Source organism: Paenibacillus sp. FSL W8-0919 (assembly GCF_038003785.1).
GTDB classification, from domain to species: Bacteria; Bacillota; Bacilli; order Paenibacillales; family Paenibacillaceae; genus Paenibacillus_AQ; species Paenibacillus_AQ lactis.
On record NZ_JBBOPV010000002.1, the window covers coordinates 66,033 to 86,072 of the forward strand.

Below are 20,040 nucleotides of genomic sequence, written 5' to 3' on the forward strand. Positions count from 1 at the left end.
TCTTCCCAAGCAAATACCGCACCGCATGCACCAGAAGCTGCATGCGATGCGGTTCACTTCACAAAGCAATAAACCTATTTAAACTTGCGTGTTATCGAGCATCGGAACTCTCACCGGCTTCCAATGCCAGGGAGCCGCTTGCGTAGAAGCGCCGCACCGTTCCCGCCGCGCGTTTGCCGTACATGCAATAATCGTCGTTCTCCGAAGCCTCCTGCGCGTCGTACAGCCGGGCCGGCCAGTCCCACAGCATATATCCCTGCATCCAGTCCCGCTGTGCGCATGCAGCGAACATCGCTTCATAGTACCGCTCCTGCTCCGCTTCGGACGGCCCGCCCGGCAGCGACCAGTCATTCGGCCGGGCCGCTGAGCCTTCGCGGCTCGGGCATCCGGCTTCCATGAAGAAGAAAGGCTTGTTCCACTTTTTGACCGTGTCTTCGATTCGGTCCAGCTGCGCTTCCCATTGATCGATCGGATAATAGCCGCTCGACGAGATGATATCGACCGCGTCCCACCAGGTCAGACGATCCTCCTGGTACTTATCGCAATTATAGGTAATCAAGCCTCCATATACCGACCGGACATCCGCAATCAGGCTCCGCCATTCGGCCTCGCGCTTATCGGCCTGTACCATCTCGCAGCCGATGCACAGCATTTCGCAGCCCTCTTCTTCGGCGATCACAGCATAGTGGCGGATGAACTCCCCGTAGGAACGGAACCATTCCGCCCAGCTTGGCTCGCCAGGCACCTCTTCATCGAAGAAGCTGATATGCGCCCGCCATGTGCCGTTGCCAACGTTGACCACCGGCTTCAGGCACACCTTCAGGCCAAGCTGCTTCGCCTTGCGGATCGCCCATCGGACCTCGTCATCCGTTACCGTCGGCTCCTCGCGAAACGGAATCTCCGTCGATTGCGGCGTTGCTTGCACGGCGGAAAGCGCAAGCGCCGTCCAGTTTACATTCATCTCCGCCATTCGCTCCATGGAGAATTCCGCTTCGGGTCCGCTCCAGGTGCCCCGGACGCCGGTCCACCCCCATGTCATGCCGTTAACATACTCCGGCCATATCTTGTTTGTATTCATATTGGCACTCTCCCTCTCCGTTATGTCGTTTTTTATCTCTTTTTTAGGCTCGGCAAACCGGGGCGTCGAACTCTAGTGCGTTCATCCGTCACACCGGCTCGTCGAACCCTATGCATCCATCCGTCACATCGGGCCCGCCGAACCCTTTTTGATCCGTCACCGTCAGCGTCCCCCTAATTACTTGACCGCCCCGTTCGTCACGCCTGCAAAAATATACCGCTGCATGAACAAGAAGAGCACCACCGTCGGAATAAAGATGATCAGTATCCCCGCTGAAATGACATTCAGCTGCGCCGCGTTCGGACCGATGAAGGAATAAATCGCGGTGGATACCACCTTCAGATCCTGCTTCGGCATGTACAGATACGGCGTGTAGAAATCGTTATATATCGAAATGCTCTTCAGAATGATCAGCGTTGCCGTAGCCGGTGCAAGCAGCGGGAAGATGATGGAGCGATAGATTTTGAACAGGGATGCTCCCTCGATCATGGCGCTCTCGTCCAAATCCTTGGGAATGCTGTTGACGAATTGAAGATAAATGACGATCTGAAGCACGTCCGCGCCCAAATAGAGCAGAATCGGTGCAAGCATCGTATTGTAAGCGCCCAGGCTTTGGATCACGCTGAACGTTGCCACCTGGGTCGTAACCATCGGGATAACCTGGGCTACAAGGTACATGCCCATGATCGCCTTTTTCAGCTTGAAATCAAAGCGTCCCACCGCATAGGCAACCATTGTCCCGAGCACGATGTTTCCCGCCACGGAAATGGCCAGAATAATCAGGATATTGCGGAAGCCGAGGCCCAGATCGCCAATGTCGATCACCCGCTTGAAGTTTTCCAGATTGAAGAAATTGTCCGGCAGCGCAAGACCCGATTGATAATACTCCACCTGGGTCTTGAAGGCTCCCACCGCAATCGAGTAGATCGGGAAGAAGACAACGAACAGCGCAACCGCCAGCGTAAAATAATTAAAAATCGTCATTGCGATGGATCGTTCCCGCTTCATTCGCTTCTCCCCTCCCTAAACAACAGCTTCCGCTGAATGACGATAAACAGCAGCACCATGATGAGCAGCACGACCGCCATGGCCGAAGCCAGGCCAAAGTTTTGGTACTTAAACGCCGTATTCACCGTATGGATGACAAAGGTTGACGTATCGTTTGCGCCTAGCATCATGACAAACGGAATATCGAATGCCTCAAGCGCGCCCGTCAGGGTCAGGATGAGCATCAGCTCCAGTACGCCGCGGATGCTTGGCAGCGTAATATAGCGGAACTTCTGCCAGCCCGACGCGCCATCGATGGAAGCGGCCTCATAAAGATCGCCGGGGATGGACTGGAGCGCACCGATGAAGATCACCATGTTCAGCCCCATGTATTTCCACATGGAGATGAATGCCAGCGCGAAATTCACGATCCGCTTGTCGCCGAGCCAGCTCTGCTGCCAAGAATCCAGCCCGAGCGCGCCAAGGAGCGTGTTCAGCGAGCCGTATTCCATGTGGTACACGTTCTTGAACATGATCACCGTCGCAACGCTGTGCAGCACATACGGCAGAAACAGAGCTACGCGAAAGCCGTTTCTCCCCTTCAGCTTCCCGGTCAGAATGACCGCGAAATACAGGGCAAAGACGACCTGCACCAGGCCGCCGCCCAAATAGTACAGATTGTTCTTCAATGTGCTGAACACTTCAGGCTTCGTAAATATTTCCACATAATTATCCAGTCCGATGAAATTCATATCCCAGCCGAGGCCGGTCCAATCCGTCAAGCTGTAATACAGCAGGGAAATCGCCGGATAATACGAGAAGGTCAGAGACAGGACAACAGGAATGGTGAGGAACCCGAACAGAATAAGATAGCGCTGTGTTTTATAACTGAAATTGAACAAGCTCCCTTCCTCGCTTTCTGCTTGAAATGGTACCGATTTCATAATTATAAAAGACAGCATGCTGAAAAATAATAGATTCGGTTTCGTTTTATTGTCCTCATTTTAGATAACAATCACCTAACAAAGTCCCGGTATTCCTTCGGCGTTTTTCCCGTCATCTTCTTGAACACCTTCGTAAAATAAGCCGGATCGGGGTACCCTACCCGTTCGCCGACCTTATACGTCTTCAGGCCGCGATCCTCCTTCAGCAGCCGCTTCGCCAGCGCAATCCGCTCGCTGATGATATAGTCCGTAATCGTCTCTCCCGTCTCGGTCTTGAACAGCTTGCTTAAATAGCTCGGCGTTAAGTAAACGAGATCGGCCAAATGCTGAAGCTCGAGCTCCTCGGTAAAATGCTGCTGGATATAAGCTTTGACCGTTTCAACGGCCCGGTGCTCAGTCTTCACCTGCTCCAGCAGACCTGCAAGCTTCTCTACCGCGCCCTTCAGCGCTGCGGCAAAAGCCCGCCAATCCTCAAACCGCCCCGGATCATGGGGCCATTCGACCTCATCCTTGGGAATCCCGCGTTGCTCCAGCTCCTCCGAGCCATGGGCCGCGATCGCTGCGCACGCTTCTTTAAGCTCCGCCCACCCGGGTGCCAACGGTGCAATCTCATCCAGCCAGGCGCCGGCCAAATTCGGTAGTCGGGCATAATCGCCCCCGTGCAGAGCCGGAAACAGCTGCTTGTCCAGCAGCCGCACCAGGCGGTAGCGCTCCTCCGGCTGCCTCCGCGCCCCTTGCCCGTCCCCCTGGGCTCCGCATACCCGCCGTTCTCGGCTGTACCACGCCTGCTCCAGCGAGCGCAGCGCTTCCTCGTAGGCCTGCGGTAGCCACTGGCTGCCGGAGAACACGCCGCTGATGCCCGCTTTGGCTGCGGTTCCGGCAGGCAGCTGCTGCAGCAGCATCACCGAGCGTTCCCTGGCTATGCCGGCATGCTCGATGGGCCTCACCGGCAGGATCACGGCCCTTCGGCCGTCGATGCAGCCCACGATTCTGCGCTCCTCCCCCCACTCGGCGGTGAGATGCTCCAGTCCGGCGGGCGTCACCTCCGAGGAAGCCTGAAGCAGCAGGATGGCATAGTAGCCCCGGAACAAGGGCTGGCGGTCCAGTCTTGCGCACACCTCTTCGAAGAGATGCTCCGGCACCCTGTTCTCACCCGGACCCAGCAGGAAGCTCACCAGATCATCTGACTCGAGTCTTCGTTCGCTTCGCTCCTTCTGCACCATCTCTAGCACGTTCGCAAGCAGCTGATGCAGCTCCTTGATGTTGACCGGCTTCAGCAAATATTCCACGGCGCCCTGGCGCATGGCCGTCCGGGCGTACTCAAAATCGTTGTAGCCGCTCAGCACGGCGATTTTCGCGCCGCTCGCGAGCTCCCGCACGCGTGCCATCAGCTGTAGGCCGTCCATCTGCGGCATTTTGACATCGGTAATGACTAGGTCCGGCTGCAGCTCATGCATTCGGTCGAGCAGCTCCTGGCCGCTTGCGAACGTCCCGACGACACGGTAAGGCTCGCCCGCGTCCCGAATCAGCTTGCCCAGCCCCAGCCGAATTCGCTCCTCGTCATCCACCACAGCAATCGTAAGCATCCTCAACCAACTCCTGTTCTTAAATGTTGCTCTGTATCGTCACTTGGAATCGTAATCCGGACCGTCGTTCCGAGCCCCTCCTCGCTCTGAACGGCAAGCCCGTAAGCTCTGCCATATCGCAGCTGTAAGCGTTCATGAACGTTGCGCAGACCGATTCCCCGCCCTTCCGCTGCCTGCGGCTGCTCCTCCTCCAACGCTCGGCGCAGCCGCACTAGCGCTGCCGGCGGCATGCCCAGTCCGTCATCCGCTACGGTGAAGATATGATGATCCCCCTCGCGTTCATGGGTAATCGTCAGATGCAGGACGGCTTTCGTTTCATCAAAGCCATGATTCACGGCATTCTCAATGATGGGCTGGAACAGCAGCTTCATGACCCGGATGGAATGAACGGCTTCCTCTTCCGGCAGCGAGAGCACGAAACGATCTCCATATCGGTAATTCAGCAGCTCAATATAGGCTTTAATATGTGCCCACTCCTGCCTCGCTTCGACGATTTCGCTGCCGGCGTGAATGCTGTACCGCAGCTGCTGTCCCAGCAGCTGAACCATTTCTCCTACCTCGGCATCATCATGAAGCACGGCCGTCATCCGGATCGTCTCGAGCGTATTGTAAATAAAATGCGGGTTGATCTGGTGCTGCAGGCTCTCCAGCTGAGCTTCCTTCTTCCTCGCTTCCATCGCGTAGATATCGTCGATCAGCTGCTTGATCCGGGCCATCATGCGGTTGAAGGAAATCCCGATCAAACCCGCTTCATCCCGCCTGCGGACCGGAAATACGACATCCAGGTTGCCGGTCTGCACCTGCTTCATATGCTGGACAATGGATCTCAGCGGCCGCATCAGCGCATAGATAAGGACGAGCGAGATCATGAGCGCAAATCCGGTGACGCCTACGGCGGCGGCAATGGTGATCCGGCGGGTATCGAAGGCCTCCTTCATCAGCGGCTGCTCCGGTACCGTTATCAGGATCAGCCATCCCGTCTTCTCGGATTTCTTGTACACGACGAGCTGAGGCTCGCCCTCAATCGTCATGCGGAAGCTCCCCTCCCTTCCGGTAACCTGGGCCAGGGCCGCATGCTCGTTCATGCTGCGCGCCAAGTATTTTTTCTCGCTGTCGTAAATGACGGTTCCGTTATCATCCAAAATAAAGGTCTTTCCGCGGGTCGTATCCTCGAGGTCGGTCACGATATTCTCGATCACGCCGATGTTTGCATCGACCGCAATCGTCCCGATGGAGTGATATGACTTGTCGATGATGTCGCGGACGACCGTGAACATATACTGCTTGCTTCCGGCAGGAACCGCAATCTCCTGCGTGCTGACCAGCACGGGCCGGCCGTTCGCCGCGGTGGCGAGCTTTCTCCAGCCCTCGTAATACTGCTGCAGATTCGAGCGGCTGCCGCCGCTTTTGACCACGAAATACGGGTTGCCGTAAAGATCGAACAGATATACGTTGCTGGTACCTTCCTTGATATTGTTCATAAAATAAATGCTGCGCTCGACCTTCCGCGTAATCTGCAGCTTGACCTCGCTCTCGTTCGGGCGGTCCGCTGCCTTAGACGGGCCTCCCTCTTCGTAATACCGGTTCGACATGTCCAGCCCTGATTGAATTTCATTCAAATACGAAGGGATAATGGAAATCTTCATCATGTCATTCACGTAATCGTCCAGCTTGCCCATCATCTTGCTCGACAGCTGGGAGACATAGGCCACGGTATTCTTTTCGATCGAAGCCGTATAACGCTCCGCCGCAAAATACGTGATGAGCCCCATCGGCAGCATGATCAGAAATAAAAATACGACAGACAGCTTGCGGTCCAGCCGGCCGGCCGGCCGCTCTCTCCATAGCTGCGCAATACGGCGGAAGCCTGTCACATCAGTCAACCTTCCTTGCATAAGCTGTTGAATTCCGGATGACGAAGTCCCCGGCCAGCAGTATTTTCTCCAGCGGGCTGTCCGGCTGCTCCACGCGTCTTAGCAAGCTCTCCACCGCCCGCTGGCCGAGCGCCTCCTTATGCACATGGATCGTGCTTAACGACGGGGACGAGCTCGCCGCATCCTCGATGTTATCGAAGCCGGTAACCGAGCATTGCTCCGGTACCGCTACATCCATTCTTCCGAGTACGGTCATGACGCAAATGGCAATGGAGTCGTTCGCGCATACGAAGGCCGTCGGCAGCTCATCCATCCTCCCCAAAATTCCTTCCAGCGCCTCGGTCAACTCGGATCGGTTCTCGCCCTCAAGACGAAGCAGCTCCTCGTTCTGGCCGAGCGGTATCCCCTGCTCTTCCAGAATGGCCCGATATCCCTGATAGCGGTCCGCGAAGCTCCTCGAGAAGTGGATGTTGCCGACGAACTGCAGCTTCCGGTGGCCGCAGCCGATCAGGTAGCTGGCTGTCCTGCGGATACATTCCACATTATTCATGAACAGCGCATCCGACGGGATCAGCGGGTCTTCATGGTCAATGAGCACGAACGGAATGCCGAGGCTGCGGATCTCAAGCAGCAGCTGCGACGAGATGAAGCCCACGCCGATGATGCCCTTGACGCCGGCGGGATTGATGAGATTGGCGAAGCTGTCCTTGAACTGGTCGGTCACGATCACCATCCCCATATCTCTGCGCTCAAGCTCGCTCGTTATTCCGTCGATGATGCGCCCCCAATACATCGAGTCGCGGGTCTGATAGCGGACGTTCGGGACGAGCACGATGACGGTTTCGCGCGCAGCCGTCTGCCCGCCCGCCGCCTCGCTCTTCCGGCTTCCGTTTTTTGGCGCTTTATTCGCGAAATACCCGAGCTGCGTCGCCACGCTCACAATTCGCTCCCGCGTTTCCAGACTAACGCCGGGCTTTCCTGAAAGCGCTTTAGAAACCGCGAACTTCGAAAGGCCGAGATGATCGGCAATTTGCTGCATCGTTACTTTGCCTGCCATGTGAACAGCACATCCTTTTTCTATCATCATTATGTTAGTTTGTTGTTATCATAACATCATAATAATTAGGAAAACAATCGTGATTTTTATCTTTTGCCTTGCGGTAGAGAACTTGCGGTAGTGAATGTGAGGTCGAGCTTGACGCCAGTGGACATGCGGTGGGGCTACGGTGGAAGGACCTGTGGTTAAGCTGTGGAGGAGATGTGTAGGACTCGAGGCTGAGCCTATAGTTGAGGAGTTTCAATGGTGCTCACAGTGAAGGACTTGCGATGAAGCTTAAAGCGGAGAATCTGCGGTGGGGCTTACAATGGAGGGTCTGCAGTGAACATGAGTGTGGAGCTCACAATGGAGGTATTGCGATCGAGCTTACTGCTGAGGACTTGCGATTGAGCCTACAGTGAAGTTTTTGTAGCGGAGCTAAGCAAAATAAAAACGGCGCAGGAATGACTCCCGTGCCGTCTTGTTTCCCGCCGCTATTCGGCGGTAAATGATTGAACGAATCGGCCATTACCAGCCGGATGCTTGGTATTACCGGCTCGTCGCTTGCCGAATAACCGGCAGCAGACCGTCTGCGATCCGCTGAAAGCCCAGATCCGTCGGATGAACGCCGTCCACCATCGCCTCGCCCGGATCGTCGCCGAGCAGATCCGACCCGTCCACGAACACAATATGCCGGTCCCCGGCCTTATTCCGCTCCGCGACAAGCTCCGACTGGAACTTCAGCCTGGCGAGCCGCCCTTCCCGGATCTCCGGCTTGAAGGACTCCGCTCCATGCGGAATCCGCGATACGAGAATGATCGGCACATCCGGATGGGCTTCCCGGTACGTCTTGATGAAGCCCGGCAAGGTATGCCGGTATTCCTCGGTTCCTCCACAGTTCGCTTCATAATCGATAACGAAGCATGCCGGATCCGAAATCTGCGAGGCGAGCATTGCCAGCTCCGGCTCGCCTTTTCCGTTGCCGGAAAAGCCGAGGTTTATAAACTCCAGATGGATATGCCTGCTAAGGATATTCGGATAGGACATGCCGGGCCGTGACGCACACCCGCCCTGGGTGATGGAAGTGCCGTACAGGATCACCTTTTTGCTTGAATCATACGGTTCTGGTGCCCACACCTTCGCACCTGGTTCCAATCCGATCCATAGCTCTCGTACGCCCTGATATAGCGGCATGTTCAACATGAAGGAGCGCTCCTCGGCGTCCTCGCAGGTGAACAGGCTGCTCTCGTATTCTTCCTGACCGGGCTTGAAGCTTGCCGTTCCCGCGTGAATCCAATGCCCGGGGCCTCCGATATAGGCATCCATGCCGCACTCCCCGGTCGGCGGCATATGGTACATGCCGGAGCCTGACGTTAAGCGGACGCGAACCGATACGGTGCGCGAATCGGTTCGGAACCGGATCTGGCCTCCCGAGGTGCAGTTCGACAAAGCATCCACTTCCGGGCGGACCGGTACGTCCGGCACCGCCGGCAATCTCCGGTACAGGCGCTCGGCCTGAAACCAGCCGAATCCGGCTACGAGAAACGGGGCCTCCAGCGGGGAATGCCACTGCAGGCGGTCCGAGAGCGGGCTGCCGATGCTCATATTGCGGTCCAATTGATACAGAGGGCTGGATGTTAGCTTCTCGCTATCACTTCCCATGTTGTTTACCCCCTGTCCCAGGCGGTGACCAGCTCTTCTTTGCGTTCCTTCAGCAGCTCTTCCTTATCGTCCCGATAGAACAGATTATAGGTATCGAACGGGATCATCCGCCCGTCAGGATGGACGATGTGAACGCATGATTTTTTGACCGAGCGGACATCGAAGTTATGGGCATCGAGGAACTGCATGATAATGACGCGGAACACATTATCATAGGTAATTTGCTCCGGCACAGCCGCCAAAGGAAGGCAGCAAAGCAGGCTCTTCAAGGACAGCGCCGAGGACTGCGGGGAATGTCCGGTAGAGAGCAGCTCGAACATTTTGCCGCGAATGACCGGATCCTGCTCAAATACGATCGTATTGCTGTCGCCCTCAAGCAGAATGTTCGGATCGATCATGCCTGTCAGAGGCAGCACCTCCCCGCCCAGCTTGAGCGCATAGCCCATCGCCAGGCAATCCGGGTGGCAAGGCACCGGCAGAATGTCGGCCTCCTGGAACACTCCGGACTGATCGATGATCATCCTGCGCACTTCGCTAACCGTAAGCCGATCCGTCGACGGGTCATAGCCTTCCAGACGACCTGCCGCCTGAATCGGCTGAATCGTCACGCCTCGCACCGCCCGCTGCTTCATCCCATACTGGATAATGTCGCCGATCTCGCCGTCATTGAGCCCTTTCTTCAGCGTAACCACGAGCGTAGTGGAGATATTAAATTCATTTAAGCGATCGATGGCCTGCTGGCGGATACGTCTCAGATCGGCCCCTCTCAGCTCCTTCAATACATGGGCTTCAAAGCTGTCGAACTGCAAATAGATCTCGAATCCGGGCATATATTCCGACAACCGCCGGGCAAAATCGGCATCTTGAGCAATACGGATGCCGTTGGTGTTCACCATGATGTGTTTGATAGGACGGCTCTTGCACATATCCAGGATTTCGAAGAAATTCGGGTGCGTCGTCGGTTCCCCGCCGCTGATCTGCACGATATCCGGCTCGCCTTCGTTCTCGACGATCCGGTCGAGCATGAACTCGATCTGTTCAAGCGACCGGTAAGAGGTACGGTGCGGCGATGATTCCGCGAAGCAGATCGGACACTGCAGATTGCAGTGGTCCGTAATCTCGAGGAGGGTCAAGCAGCTGTGCTGCTCATGATCGGGGCATAGACCGCAGTCGTAGGGACAGCCGTAACGTATCGGCGTGTTCCACTTAAGCGGCATTTCGGAGGGCTTAATAAACTTCCGGGTCTGGTGATAGTAATCGACCTCCGTTGAGATCAGCACTTTCTCCGGGCCGTGAACAAGGCAGCGCTTGACCATATAGATCTTGCCGTTCTCCTCAATGATTTTGGCTTCGACTTTACGGTAACAGGTCGTGCAAATGCTATTCGTCAGTTCATGATACAGATAAGGCCGGTTCGGCATAATGTAACGCTCCTTTATCTTGATCAGCTTGGAAGATGGGACTCCGGGATCGATCGGCGAAGCTTGCTCTTGCCGCCGATGAGCCAGGCGTAGTAGATCAGGCCGGCAATGCAGGCCAGCTGGATATTGTTCAGCCCCAGGTAGGGGTGAGGCGTCGGCTTGATCCATTCGACCCCTAAACGGAACAGCAGGTACCCGGCCATGAACCATTGGAACATCCGGCCCGATACATAACCTTCACCGGGGGATTGGCTGCGGCTCTGACGGTACAGCGGGATAAGCAGCAGTGCCAGGACGATCAGAAAAACAATCTCATACAGCTGAGTCGGATGGCGAAGGACTCCATCGCCGAAATCCACGCCCGTCACCCAGGACGTCGCCGTGCCGTACGTATGGTCGTCCAGACCGGTCAGAAAGCAGCCGATCCGTCCCAGCCCCATGCCCAGGATAAGCGGGTATACGAAATCATCGCCGGTAGAATGCTTCCAGCCCACCCAGCGTTTCGTCAGCTCCACCCCGATTAGGCCCCCTAGGAGACCCCCAACAATCGTTTTCCCGCCCCACAGCAAATGGAGCTGGCTCAGCTGCTCCCACGTGGCGGCCGGATCCTCCAGCCAAAACAGCAGCTTGGACCCTATGGCCGCGCCCGCGATCGTCCCTGCCAAAATTTGCAGGCTCATCAGCTTGGACATGCCGCTGGGCCGCCGGGTCCACAAATAGACGCGAAAGCCGATAAAGTAGGCCAGTGCTTCAAACAGCACATGCGGATGAATCCGCCAGGAACCTAGGTATATATAAACGGGAAATTCCATCTGCCCACTCCTTGATTTACAAACTTAACGCATAAGATTCATTGCCTAATAGGAAAACAGCATGGCGCCGCAAATCGCAAGCAGCAGCACCGCCAATCCGCCGAGAATGGCAAGCAGGGACACAATGACGCTCCAAAACGCGCTCTTGGGCCGGGGCGGCGTATGCGGAGCATAGCCGATCTCGCCGCAGCGGTAGCGGCAGCAGCCGGTGTCCAGGTTATAGCAGTCCTTGCAGATCGGTTTCCCGCAGCGCCTGCATTGACCGATGGCCGGCGCTTCAGGATGGTTCATGCAGCGGTAAACGTCCATCCTTTCACCTCACTTGGAATTTCTATCCTTGTATTTTCTTATTGTAACCGCTGCCGGGTCGGTTGGCTACGGTTCGGTATCGGGAGCGTCTGCGAATGCGGACCGGACATAAGGAAAGCAAGCCCTTGGACCAGCATTCTAAAAAGGTCCGAGGGCTTGCCATCCGCTCTTTTCATTGTTATATATCAAAACGGATTCCATGCATGGAATGGAGTGCTAAGGTGCAAGCTGCGCGCTGTTTTTACTTTAAATCCTCCCACCGGGCCCACATCTCCTGCGGGTTCAGCTCGTACACGCCATTGTCCCGGTACATGAAGTGGTGCATGATGAATTCCCGGCGAATCGTCGCAAAGTCCTCATGGAATCCGGCGATGAACTCGTTGATCTCCTTCTCGCTGTACTTTCGTCCATTTTCCAGCATGGATACGATATGCGTCAGCACGATGAGCTTCTTCTTCAGCTGTGCCGGAATGCTCTTCAGCTTCCCGTCTTGTGTGAAGAAGTTCTTGATCACCGATTCCCGCAGCTGCTGATCCGCATCCGGAATGCGCTCGGCTGTATGCTCCGGGTTCACGCGCTGGTAGATTAAATTCTCCGTTGCCGACGCGCTGTTCTTAATGAAATAATGATTGAGCGAAAAATAAATCGTGTTCTTGTCCCGGCGCTCTTTAATGAGGCTCGCTTCCCGCAGCTTGGCGGCATGATGCGTAATCGTTGCCGGCGTAACGCCGAGCTTCTCCGCAAGGACCTGCCCGTTCAATTCCCCTTCGGCGAGCAGGATGAGGATTTTAATCCGCGTTGGATCCGCAAGTGCTTTGTGATAGTTGACCACTTTATCCAGTTGCATTGTCCGGGTCCCTCCAATCCGTTAGTTTAATCATCGTCTAATTTAATATTCATCTAATTAAATATTAAACCAACGGCAGGGAAAAGTAAACCAGCATGGGCACGACGTACGTACACCTCAGCTCGCTTACCATTGGTCTGCTGGAGGTCTACACCATCGGCAGCGTTATCCTGTCAAAATGAAAAGACCATCCCCTTGAATAAGGAATGGACTTTTTGATGGATGCCTCTTATTAGAAAGGCGGCTCACTCCCGCCATCCGGCGCCTTGCACCGACCCCCTCTAGATTACGGCAGCGTCCACCCTGGCCGGGTCGGCGTTCTGGCATCGCTTGCATACCTTCAGCGCCGTGCCGTCCGATTTGTTCGCGGTATAGAGCAGCTTGATGCGCGATGTGCTGCATACCGGACATGTGCCGCGGCCCCGGGAAGGCGTGTTCCACAGGGCTCGGCCCCGTTTCGTTTTAGCCATGTTTCATATCTCCTTTAGTTTGATATCTCTCTCTTGTTTCAGCGAACCTGTACACGAGCAGCTCCATTGATGCGTTTAACCCATGTTATGAGAATTCATATCCTTAGGGATACAAGCCGCTATGCATGTTCAACTCCATTATAGAGGCCAACTTGATGCAAAATATAGGGAATAAACGCCTCTAAACCTTTTTTACATATATCGCTTCGAGGTTCGAGCTTCACCTAATCTTGATATCGAATGTATGCTGCAAGCTTCGGGATATGGATCCGGAATTTTGCTGTCCTGCTATATGTCATGAACATGACAGGCGGGTTATGCCTTTGCATCTCCATGATAAAAAACCGAGCGAAACGATGGTTTCCCCACGTCTCACTCGGTTCGTTGTTTCTATAACCCGACCCGCCTTAATCTTCGTCGTCTTCTTCCTCGATCTTCAAGATTCTCCCTGACTTCGCGAGTACCTCGACTTCGAACAGCCTGTTCTCGGATGTCAGGATAAATACTTCGTATACCAACACGCCGTGCTCCAGCTCCATATCGACATGCACAATTCGCCCCGGAACGCGGGCCAGTGCAATTTCTTGGGCTTGCTGCATTGAAACTCTCTGCCTGGTCATGGGTCCTGGAGCATGGTAGTAGTTTCCGTACATCAAACAATAACTCCCTTCATCATAAGATCCGCTCCTGTACCATATGAAAAAGGCCGGTTGTTGGTGCGTCTTCATCCACCGGCCGTCATTTCATTTTTCCTCTACCTTGAGGCTTCCTTGCAGCACAGCACGGTAAAATTAGCACCATGATCGTACCTCTCTCTGCTCCGATAGCATCGTGCCCCGCTTTTGTGTTAAAGTACACGATGGAAGGATTTGGGGCATTATCCGAGGGAGGGACCTAATGCGCAATCACGGAACTGATTTTTATGACAACGACGCGAACTTCGAGAAGTATATGCAGCGCCGTCAATGGCAGGAGAACGCTAACGATACCTTAGAGAAGCCCGTCATTATGGAGCTGCTGGGGGATATTTCGGATCGTCATATACTGGATCTGGGGTGCGGGGATGCCGGATTTGGCGTGGAATTGTTGAAAAAAGGTTGTGCAGCCTACGTGGGAATCGAGGGTTCCCGCAAAATGGCGGAGGCCTCGGAGAGTAATCTAACCGGTTTCAACAACGGGACCGTTCAGCACATGAGGATGGAGGATTATGCGTATCCGCGTGATACCTATGATGTGGTAATCTCCAGGCTCGCCATTCATTATCTACAAGATATCGAGAGCGTCTTTCGAGGCATTCATCAGACCCTTAAGCCCGGCGGAAAATTCATCTTCTCCATTGAGCATCCGGTCATTACCTCTACCCTTCAGCCGTCCGGGATAAGGACGAATTGGGTCGTGGACAACTACTTCATCGAGGGGTACCGGGAGCAGCAGTGGCTTGGGGGAACGGTCCATAAATATCATCGCACGGTGGAGGATTATTTTATGGCACTTACGGAAGCAGGCTTTCGCGTGGCGTCCCTTCGCGAATCAAAGCCGGTTCGCGAGCATTTCCTAACCGAGGAGACGTATGAACGCCGGCGGCGGATTCCGCTGTTTTTGTTCTTGGAGGGGGTTAAGAACGGGTAAGGCTTCATTGCGTTGATGACCACGAAAAGTCTGGCATTAGATGTTCAATCATGTGTTCCAATGAACGACTCAGGACTTCATTCGTCCTATGATAATCCGTGAAATAATAACGGCCGTTTCCATGGTGATATTCCAGGAAACGGCCGCAATTCAATGCTGTTCAATTCATTCATTTCATATTTATTCATTTCAATGCAATACAATAAAATAAAATGCAATGCGATATAATACAATGCGATACATGTAGTACGATACATGCAATACGATACATAATACGGATACATGCAGTACGGTACATGCAATACGGCACAATGCAATACGGCACAATGCAATGCAAAGCAACGTAATCCAATGTAATCCATGTAAGTCCGATGATACCAGTATACGCGTTAATCCTTGTACGGATCGAATTCATCTGCACCCGCCATGCAGACGCCGATCGGCTTCAGCACATGCAGTACCTCAATCGTCCCGGCGTGCGCATCCAGAACGTCCTGGAGCTTGCGGTACACAAACGGGCTTTCGTCCGTACCGGCGCCGCGCAGCTCCACGCCAAATTCCTTAACTGCCGCCAGCATCTGTGCTGTCGAGATTTGTCCGCCGCTGCGGGTCCGGGTCTTCCAGTTCATTCGGCCGGCCGCCTGCGTCCGGCTCATGATGCGTCCTGCCCCATGTACGGTGCTGTAGCAAGCGTCCCGGTTTTCCTCCGAATCCTTGCCCCGAACGATCACGGATATATCACCCATGCTGCCGCCGATAAACCCGGTCTGCCCCGGTGCCGACGGCGTGGCTCCCTTCCGCACGACAATGGCTTCTCTCCCGTCATGCGTCTCCTTCCAAGCATAATTGTGATGATTATGCACCTCGAAGTCGGCTTCGGCCCCGAGCATCGACAGCACCTGCCCGATGACGTAATCCCGTCCGGCATAGGCGTAACGGCCCGCAAGCTTCATCGCCCGATAATACATATCGCCAAGCTCGCTGTCCAGGTCGAACAGCACCGGCGGTTGGTCCATCGATTCCCCCGGGGCATTTGCCAGAAAATCGCGTCCGGCACTCAGATTGAGGAAGCCGCTCGCCGTTTTATGTCCAAAGCCCCGGCTGCCGAAGTGATTGGCGACCCACAGCCGTCCCGTCTCCTGCTCCTCAAACAGATCGACGAAATGGTTGCCGCTGCCGACCGTGCCAAGCTGGCTCCGGGCCAGCGCCAGCAGCTTGTCGTGCTCCTTCTTCCCGATCGAGCGGTACACGTCCCAGTCCGGATCATCAAACAGCTCATGATCGACCCGCGTGTTGTTGACGCGCCCGATCCCGAAGGAAATGCTGCGCGCGATGTCGTCCATTATGCGTCCCAGCATCGGCTTGATGTCCTTCGCATGCAGGTTCGTCCGTACCGCCTTGTTCCCGCAGGCAATATCGTAGCCTACGCCCGAGGGTGAGATCTGGCCGTCGTATACAACGACGCCTCCGATCGGCTGACTGTACCCTTTATGATGGTCGGCCATGAGCAAGGTCCGGATGACATTGCCGGTTTCGGCGCATCTGCGCGCTTGGGCCACCGCGCTTTCATCCGGCTTTCCCCACACCCGTACACCGTCGATGTTTTGATATCCCATTTTCCGTTCACTCCAGTATTTTAAAAAATGATTGCCTTCTGTTCTAATGCTTCCCCTAAAGGTTACACGTATGAGTGCTCGTTAGGCGTATTTCTCTACGCGTTTCTTAGGAGCTGACTCCTTAAGAGTGATCTTGAGGAGTTCTCTTCAAAAGTTCTCTTCATTCTCAAGAGTCCTCCTTAGGAGTTTTTTTCCTTGGGAGTTCCTTGGGAGTTCTTCCAAGGCGTTTTTCTTGGAGCAAGCCTCAAGCGTTCTTTTCATGACCCCACCTTAAGAGCTCCCATAAACAACTTACTTACGTTTCTCCCTGCGCTGCCTGTTCGTTTGAAATTCCGATCTCCTCCAAAAGGGAGCGGATGCGTTCCCGGACCGATTCATCCGGGTCAACCGCCAACACCTGAACCAGCACTTCGGACAGCCGTGCTTTCCAAGAAGCTACCGTCCATGCCTCCAGCGCGGTAAGCGCCATATGCCGGTTATTCACCACCGGGCTGTTTAGGCCGGCTGCGATCAGCTCAAGGCCGATCCCTTCATGACGGTCCAGGTTCTGAAGGATGCTGCTAAGGCATCGGTGTGCCGCAAATTCCTCGCCGAACCCCATCTCCTCGCCCGGGCCCGAGGCAATCTCCGCGAGCGGCAGCCGCTGCTCGGCGAAGTCGACAAGCTCCCGGATTCGCATGGAATCGTTCGATTTCATCAGCTCCAAATAGTGGGAATCTAGCAGCGGGTCCACCGTAAGCTGAGCAAAAAGCTCCTGCCAGATATCAACGCCCAGCCTGCGGGCAGCGGACACCCCGTACCATTGCTCCGCGGGACTTCCACTCTTGACCGCTCCGATGACGACTTCTTGCCACATCGGCTTCGATAGGATGCGTTCGCAAGTGCCGGCAGCGGCTTGTCTCCGCTCCTCGGTCCATCCCGCGGTTAACCGCTGCACCCAGCCTTCATCCGAAGCGTCCAGATATTCACGGAGCTTCAGAATGACCGTCAGATGCTTCGCCGTCCGCCCCTGCTCCTCCGCGAGCCGCACGTAGTCCGTTACAACCTGCGGGGCGAACTCGTAATCGTCGATATCCTCGGCGGGTCCGCCATGGAGCAGCGCCTGAATGATATCAGTCGCGCCTTCAAACAGCTCGTCATCGACGCGGCTTGCCGAGAGCGCTTCATGAAGCTCGCCGTTCCGTGCGCAAATGCAAGCCAGGTATTCATCCATGATGCTGTTTGGGCAGCCGTAACGAAGCAGCCACGCCCGAATTTCCGGTGTATCGGGCTGCAGCCGTTCGACTGTATGGATTTTTCCCCAGCCATGGACCGTCTGGGCCAATTCAAACAACACGTCATTGCTGTTTTCCATCCCGTTCGTGATCGCTACGGCGGCATACAGTGTAAATTCTTCATGCCTTCCCAGCGTCAGGAGCAGGTCCTTCGCCGCTTCGTTTCGGAACAACCCGAGCACGGCCATGCCGAATTTGACGACATTGCGGTGTGCCCCGCATTCCGCAAACCATTTAGCTTCGTAAAACAGCGGCTCCGGCTCGATGCCGGGAGCTTGCCGAATCTCCTCCAGCACGGCATCGATGCTGCCGCCGATATCCAGCTTCATCAGCTGTTCGTATACGGCCTTACGCTTCAACGCCCCAGGCTTTCTCGTCAGCTTTACCAGCAGGCGGATCAGCTCCCGGACATCCTCCGAAGCGCCGGCTGGTGCCGCATGGTGCCCAAGCGCGCCATCCAATCCTCCGGCCACCCAACGCATTCGGCTTCCCGCCCAGAATTCCTCATCATCCGGCAGGGAGCCGTCCACCGTGCCGCCCTGCTGCCGAATATGATCGTATATAGAGGTCTTCCCCTCCCAAGGCATCCGTTTCGCTTGATTAAACAAAATGACCATCGCACTCATCCTTCTCCCATCCTTCATATACTACCGACCGGAACAGATCGTCAAGCTTCGCATCGATGCCGACTTCGTCCCTTTCGGCCGTCCGCATGTCCTTCGCGATCCGCTCGTATTCGGCTAATTTGGTCTCAATATATTCATTGATCACGGCGATTTTAGGCTCATCTTTCATTTCATCCCCGGCGATTTTGCGGGCGAGCAGCTCCTGAACGGCCGTCTTCAGCCCGCTCCCTTCGGGAATCAATGCATCCGCCAACCGCTGGAACTCCATAGGCGGCATCGCGCCATGCTTCTCGATCCACTCGCAAGCCAGGATCGGACGAAGCACGTAGAAATATTTTTTGATCTTGACGGTATCGCCTTGGAGGTAGGTCCGGTAGTTCCCTCTGGCCATATGCAAGTAATGATGCATGCACGCTCTAGGCGAAAACATCTGCGACGCGTGCTCCCGGATTCGCGAAGCGGCCGAGTAGCATTCCAAATACCGGATTGGCGACTGCAGCCATTCGAGCAGCGGCGGGTTTGATTTGCGGAAGAGACGGAGCGCTTTTTTCAAATCCCACCCGTTGATGTCCAGCCTATCGCTGATCGGTCGTTCAATCACGTCCCGCTTGTCGAATATGGATAAGTACCACTCAACCGGCCGGATATATAGAAAACGCACGTCATAATCGCTGTCCCGGGAAGGAAAGCCCCACGCCCGGCTGCCCGACTCGCACGCATATAGAATCCGGACGCCCTCCTCCCGTTCAATGCGCTTCAGTTCTTCGAGGATCGTTTGCTTGATCTGCGACATGTTGAATTCCTCCTTTGGGGGTCTATTGGTGCGGTCACATCACTTCGGATGCCGGACCGTCGTCGTTGGGACTCTCTGTTCAAGCACGCCTGGCAATAACTTCGTGTGCGAATCGTACCTTTGTTCATCTATCAGCACTCCGCATACGGATCAGTACCTTTGTTCGTCGCCTATCAGCACTCCGCATGCGGATCATGTCTCCAATCTCTGTTGTCCTCTAATTTTTGGAATGATCTTCACAGTTGTTAAAATTAGAGGACAAAGGAGAACGCTGACGCTTTTCCGACCTGATTCCGCCTGCTCCGTTGAAGCAGGTTTTGAGAGCTAACTCACGTAGTACAACTCACTCGTGCGCTGGCAGCGCTCGCTCGCGCTCCGAAGGCCCCTTTTAGGGACTTGCTCGCCCCGGCAGGGCTCGTTTGCGCTCCACATGTCCCTTTTGGGGACTTGCTCGCCCCGGCAGGGCTCGTTCACGCTCCACAAGTCCCTTTTGGGGACTTGCTCGCCACTGCCCGGCTCGTTTGCGCTCCACAAGTCCCTTTTGAGGACTTGCTCGCCCCGGCAGGGCTCGTTCACGCTCCACAAGTCCCTTTTGAGGACTTGCTCGCCACTGCCCGGCTCGTTTGCGCTCCACAAGTCCCTTTTGAGGACTTGCTCGCCACTGCCCGGCTCGTTTGCGCTCCACATGTCCCTTTTGGGGACTTGCTCGCCACTTCCGGGCTCGTTTGCGCTCCACATGTCCCTTTTGAGGACTTGCTCGCCCCGGCAGGGCTCGTTTGGGCTCCACAAGTCCCTTTTGAGGACTTGCTCGCCACTGCCAGGCTCGTTTGCGCTCCACATGTCCCTTTTAGGGACTTGCTCGCCACTGCCCGGCTCGTTTGGGCTCAACATGTCCCTTTTGGGGACTTGCTCGCCCCGGCAGGGCTCGTTTGCGCTCCACATGTCCCTTTTGGGGACTTGCTCGCCACTGCCCGGCTCGTTTGGGCTCCACAAGTCCCTTTTGAGGACTTGCTCGCCACTGTCCTGCTCGTTTGCGCTCCACAAGTCCCTTTTGGGGACTTGCTCGCCACTGCCCG

The 20,040-nt window shown here is 55.4% G+C and carries 17 protein-coding genes; 1 reads left to right on the plus strand and 16 read right to left on the minus strand.

The annotated features are described in order from the left end of the window. Positions 1-91: 91 nt before the first annotated feature. The 13 genes from NST44_RS30540 to NST44_RS30600 all read right to left on the minus strand — a co-directional run bounded on the left by NST44_RS30540 (position 92) and on the right by NST44_RS30600 (position 13,679). Entirely contained in the window at positions 92-1,078 is a 987-nt protein-coding gene (locus NST44_RS30540; protein WP_028405438.1) for a glycoside hydrolase family 113, read from the minus strand. Positions 1,079-1,255: 177 nt separating this feature from the next. Continuing rightward, a complete protein-coding gene (locus NST44_RS30545) occupies positions 1,256-2,086 on the minus strand; it encodes a carbohydrate ABC transporter permease (protein ID WP_007131208.1) in 831 nt (276 codons plus the stop codon). Beyond that, positions 2,083-2,967, minus strand: coding sequence for a carbohydrate ABC transporter permease (locus NST44_RS30550; protein WP_028405439.1), 885 nt, complete (start codon positions 2,965-2,967; stop codon positions 2,083-2,085). Before NST44_RS30550 ends, NST44_RS30545 begins: the two co-directional genes overlap by 4 nt. Before the next feature lie 113 nt (positions 2,968-3,080). Beyond that, a complete protein-coding gene (locus NST44_RS30555; RefSeq protein ID WP_340901475.1) occupies positions 3,081-4,595 on the minus strand; it encodes a response regulator in 1,515 nt (504 codons plus the stop codon). Between the two features lie 2 nt (positions 4,596-4,597). Further along, positions 4,598-6,469 carry a sensor histidine kinase gene (locus NST44_RS30560; protein ID WP_244869172.1) on the minus strand — a complete coding sequence of 624 codons (1,872 nt, stop codon included), beginning with the start codon at positions 6,467-6,469 and terminating at the stop codon, positions 4,598-4,600. Position 6,470: 1 nt separating this feature from the next. Continuing rightward, complete coding sequence (locus NST44_RS30565) at positions 6,471-7,526, minus strand: LacI family DNA-binding transcriptional regulator (protein ID WP_028405442.1); 1,056 nt, start codon at positions 7,524-7,526, stop codon at positions 6,471-6,473. A 528-nt stretch (positions 7,527-8,054) separates the two neighbouring features. Further along, a complete protein-coding gene (locus NST44_RS30570) occupies positions 8,055-9,167 on the minus strand; it encodes an SGNH/GDSL hydrolase family protein (RefSeq protein WP_144868957.1) in 1,113 nt (370 codons plus the stop codon). Between the two features lie 5 nt (positions 9,168-9,172). Then, positions 9,173-10,588, minus strand: a complete 1,416-nt coding sequence (locus tag NST44_RS30575) for a radical SAM protein (RefSeq protein WP_007131202.1) — start codon at positions 10,586-10,588, stop codon at positions 9,173-9,175. Between the two features lie 23 nt (positions 10,589-10,611). Beyond that, positions 10,612-11,400 carry a prolipoprotein diacylglyceryl transferase gene (locus tag NST44_RS30580; protein ID WP_007131201.1) on the minus strand — a complete coding sequence of 263 codons (789 nt, stop codon included), beginning with the start codon at positions 11,398-11,400 and terminating at the stop codon, positions 10,612-10,614. Positions 11,401-11,445: 45 nt separating this feature from the next. After that, entirely contained in the window at positions 11,446-11,709 is a 264-nt protein-coding gene (locus NST44_RS30585) for a B-box zinc finger protein (protein WP_028405444.1), read from the minus strand. Between the two features lie 241 nt (positions 11,710-11,950). Further along, positions 11,951-12,556: a DUF2087 domain-containing protein gene (locus tag NST44_RS30590; RefSeq protein ID WP_144868960.1), complete on the minus strand. Its 606-nt coding sequence runs from the start codon at positions 12,554-12,556 to the stop codon at positions 11,951-11,953. Between the two features lie 281 nt (positions 12,557-12,837). Beyond that, positions 12,838-13,026, minus strand: a complete 189-nt coding sequence (locus NST44_RS30595; protein ID WP_340901476.1) for a hypothetical protein — start codon at positions 13,024-13,026, stop codon at positions 12,838-12,840. A 407-nt stretch (positions 13,027-13,433) separates the two neighbouring features. Further along, entirely contained in the window at positions 13,434-13,679 is a 246-nt protein-coding gene (locus NST44_RS30600; RefSeq protein WP_340901477.1) for a PepSY domain-containing protein, read from the minus strand. Between the two features lie 244 nt (positions 13,680-13,923). On the opposite strand from NST44_RS30600, the gene NST44_RS30605 reads away from it, so the two are divergent. Further along, positions 13,924-14,655, plus strand: a complete 732-nt coding sequence (locus tag NST44_RS30605) for a methyltransferase domain-containing protein (RefSeq protein ID WP_144868969.1) — start codon at positions 13,924-13,926, stop codon at positions 14,653-14,655. 389 nt (positions 14,656-15,044) lie between these two features. Here NST44_RS30605 and NST44_RS30610 read toward each other — a convergent pair whose 3' ends face one another. From NST44_RS30610 to NST44_RS30620, 3 genes are all read right to left on the minus strand, one after another. After that, complete coding sequence (locus NST44_RS30610) at positions 15,045-16,271, minus strand: RtcB family protein (RefSeq protein WP_340901478.1); 1,227 nt, start codon at positions 16,269-16,271, stop codon at positions 15,045-15,047. 295 nt (positions 16,272-16,566) lie between these two features. Further along, positions 16,567-18,171: a limonene hydroxylase gene (locus tag NST44_RS30615; RefSeq protein ID WP_340901479.1), complete on the minus strand. Its 1,605-nt coding sequence runs from the start codon at positions 18,169-18,171 to the stop codon at positions 16,567-16,569. Continuing rightward, entirely contained in the window at positions 18,146-18,964 is an 819-nt protein-coding gene (locus NST44_RS30620) for a nucleotidyltransferase domain-containing protein (RefSeq protein ID WP_007131193.1), read from the minus strand. The genes NST44_RS30615 and NST44_RS30620 overlap by 26 nt, the downstream gene beginning before the upstream one ends. Between the last annotated feature and the right edge of the window lie 1,076 nt (positions 18,965-20,040).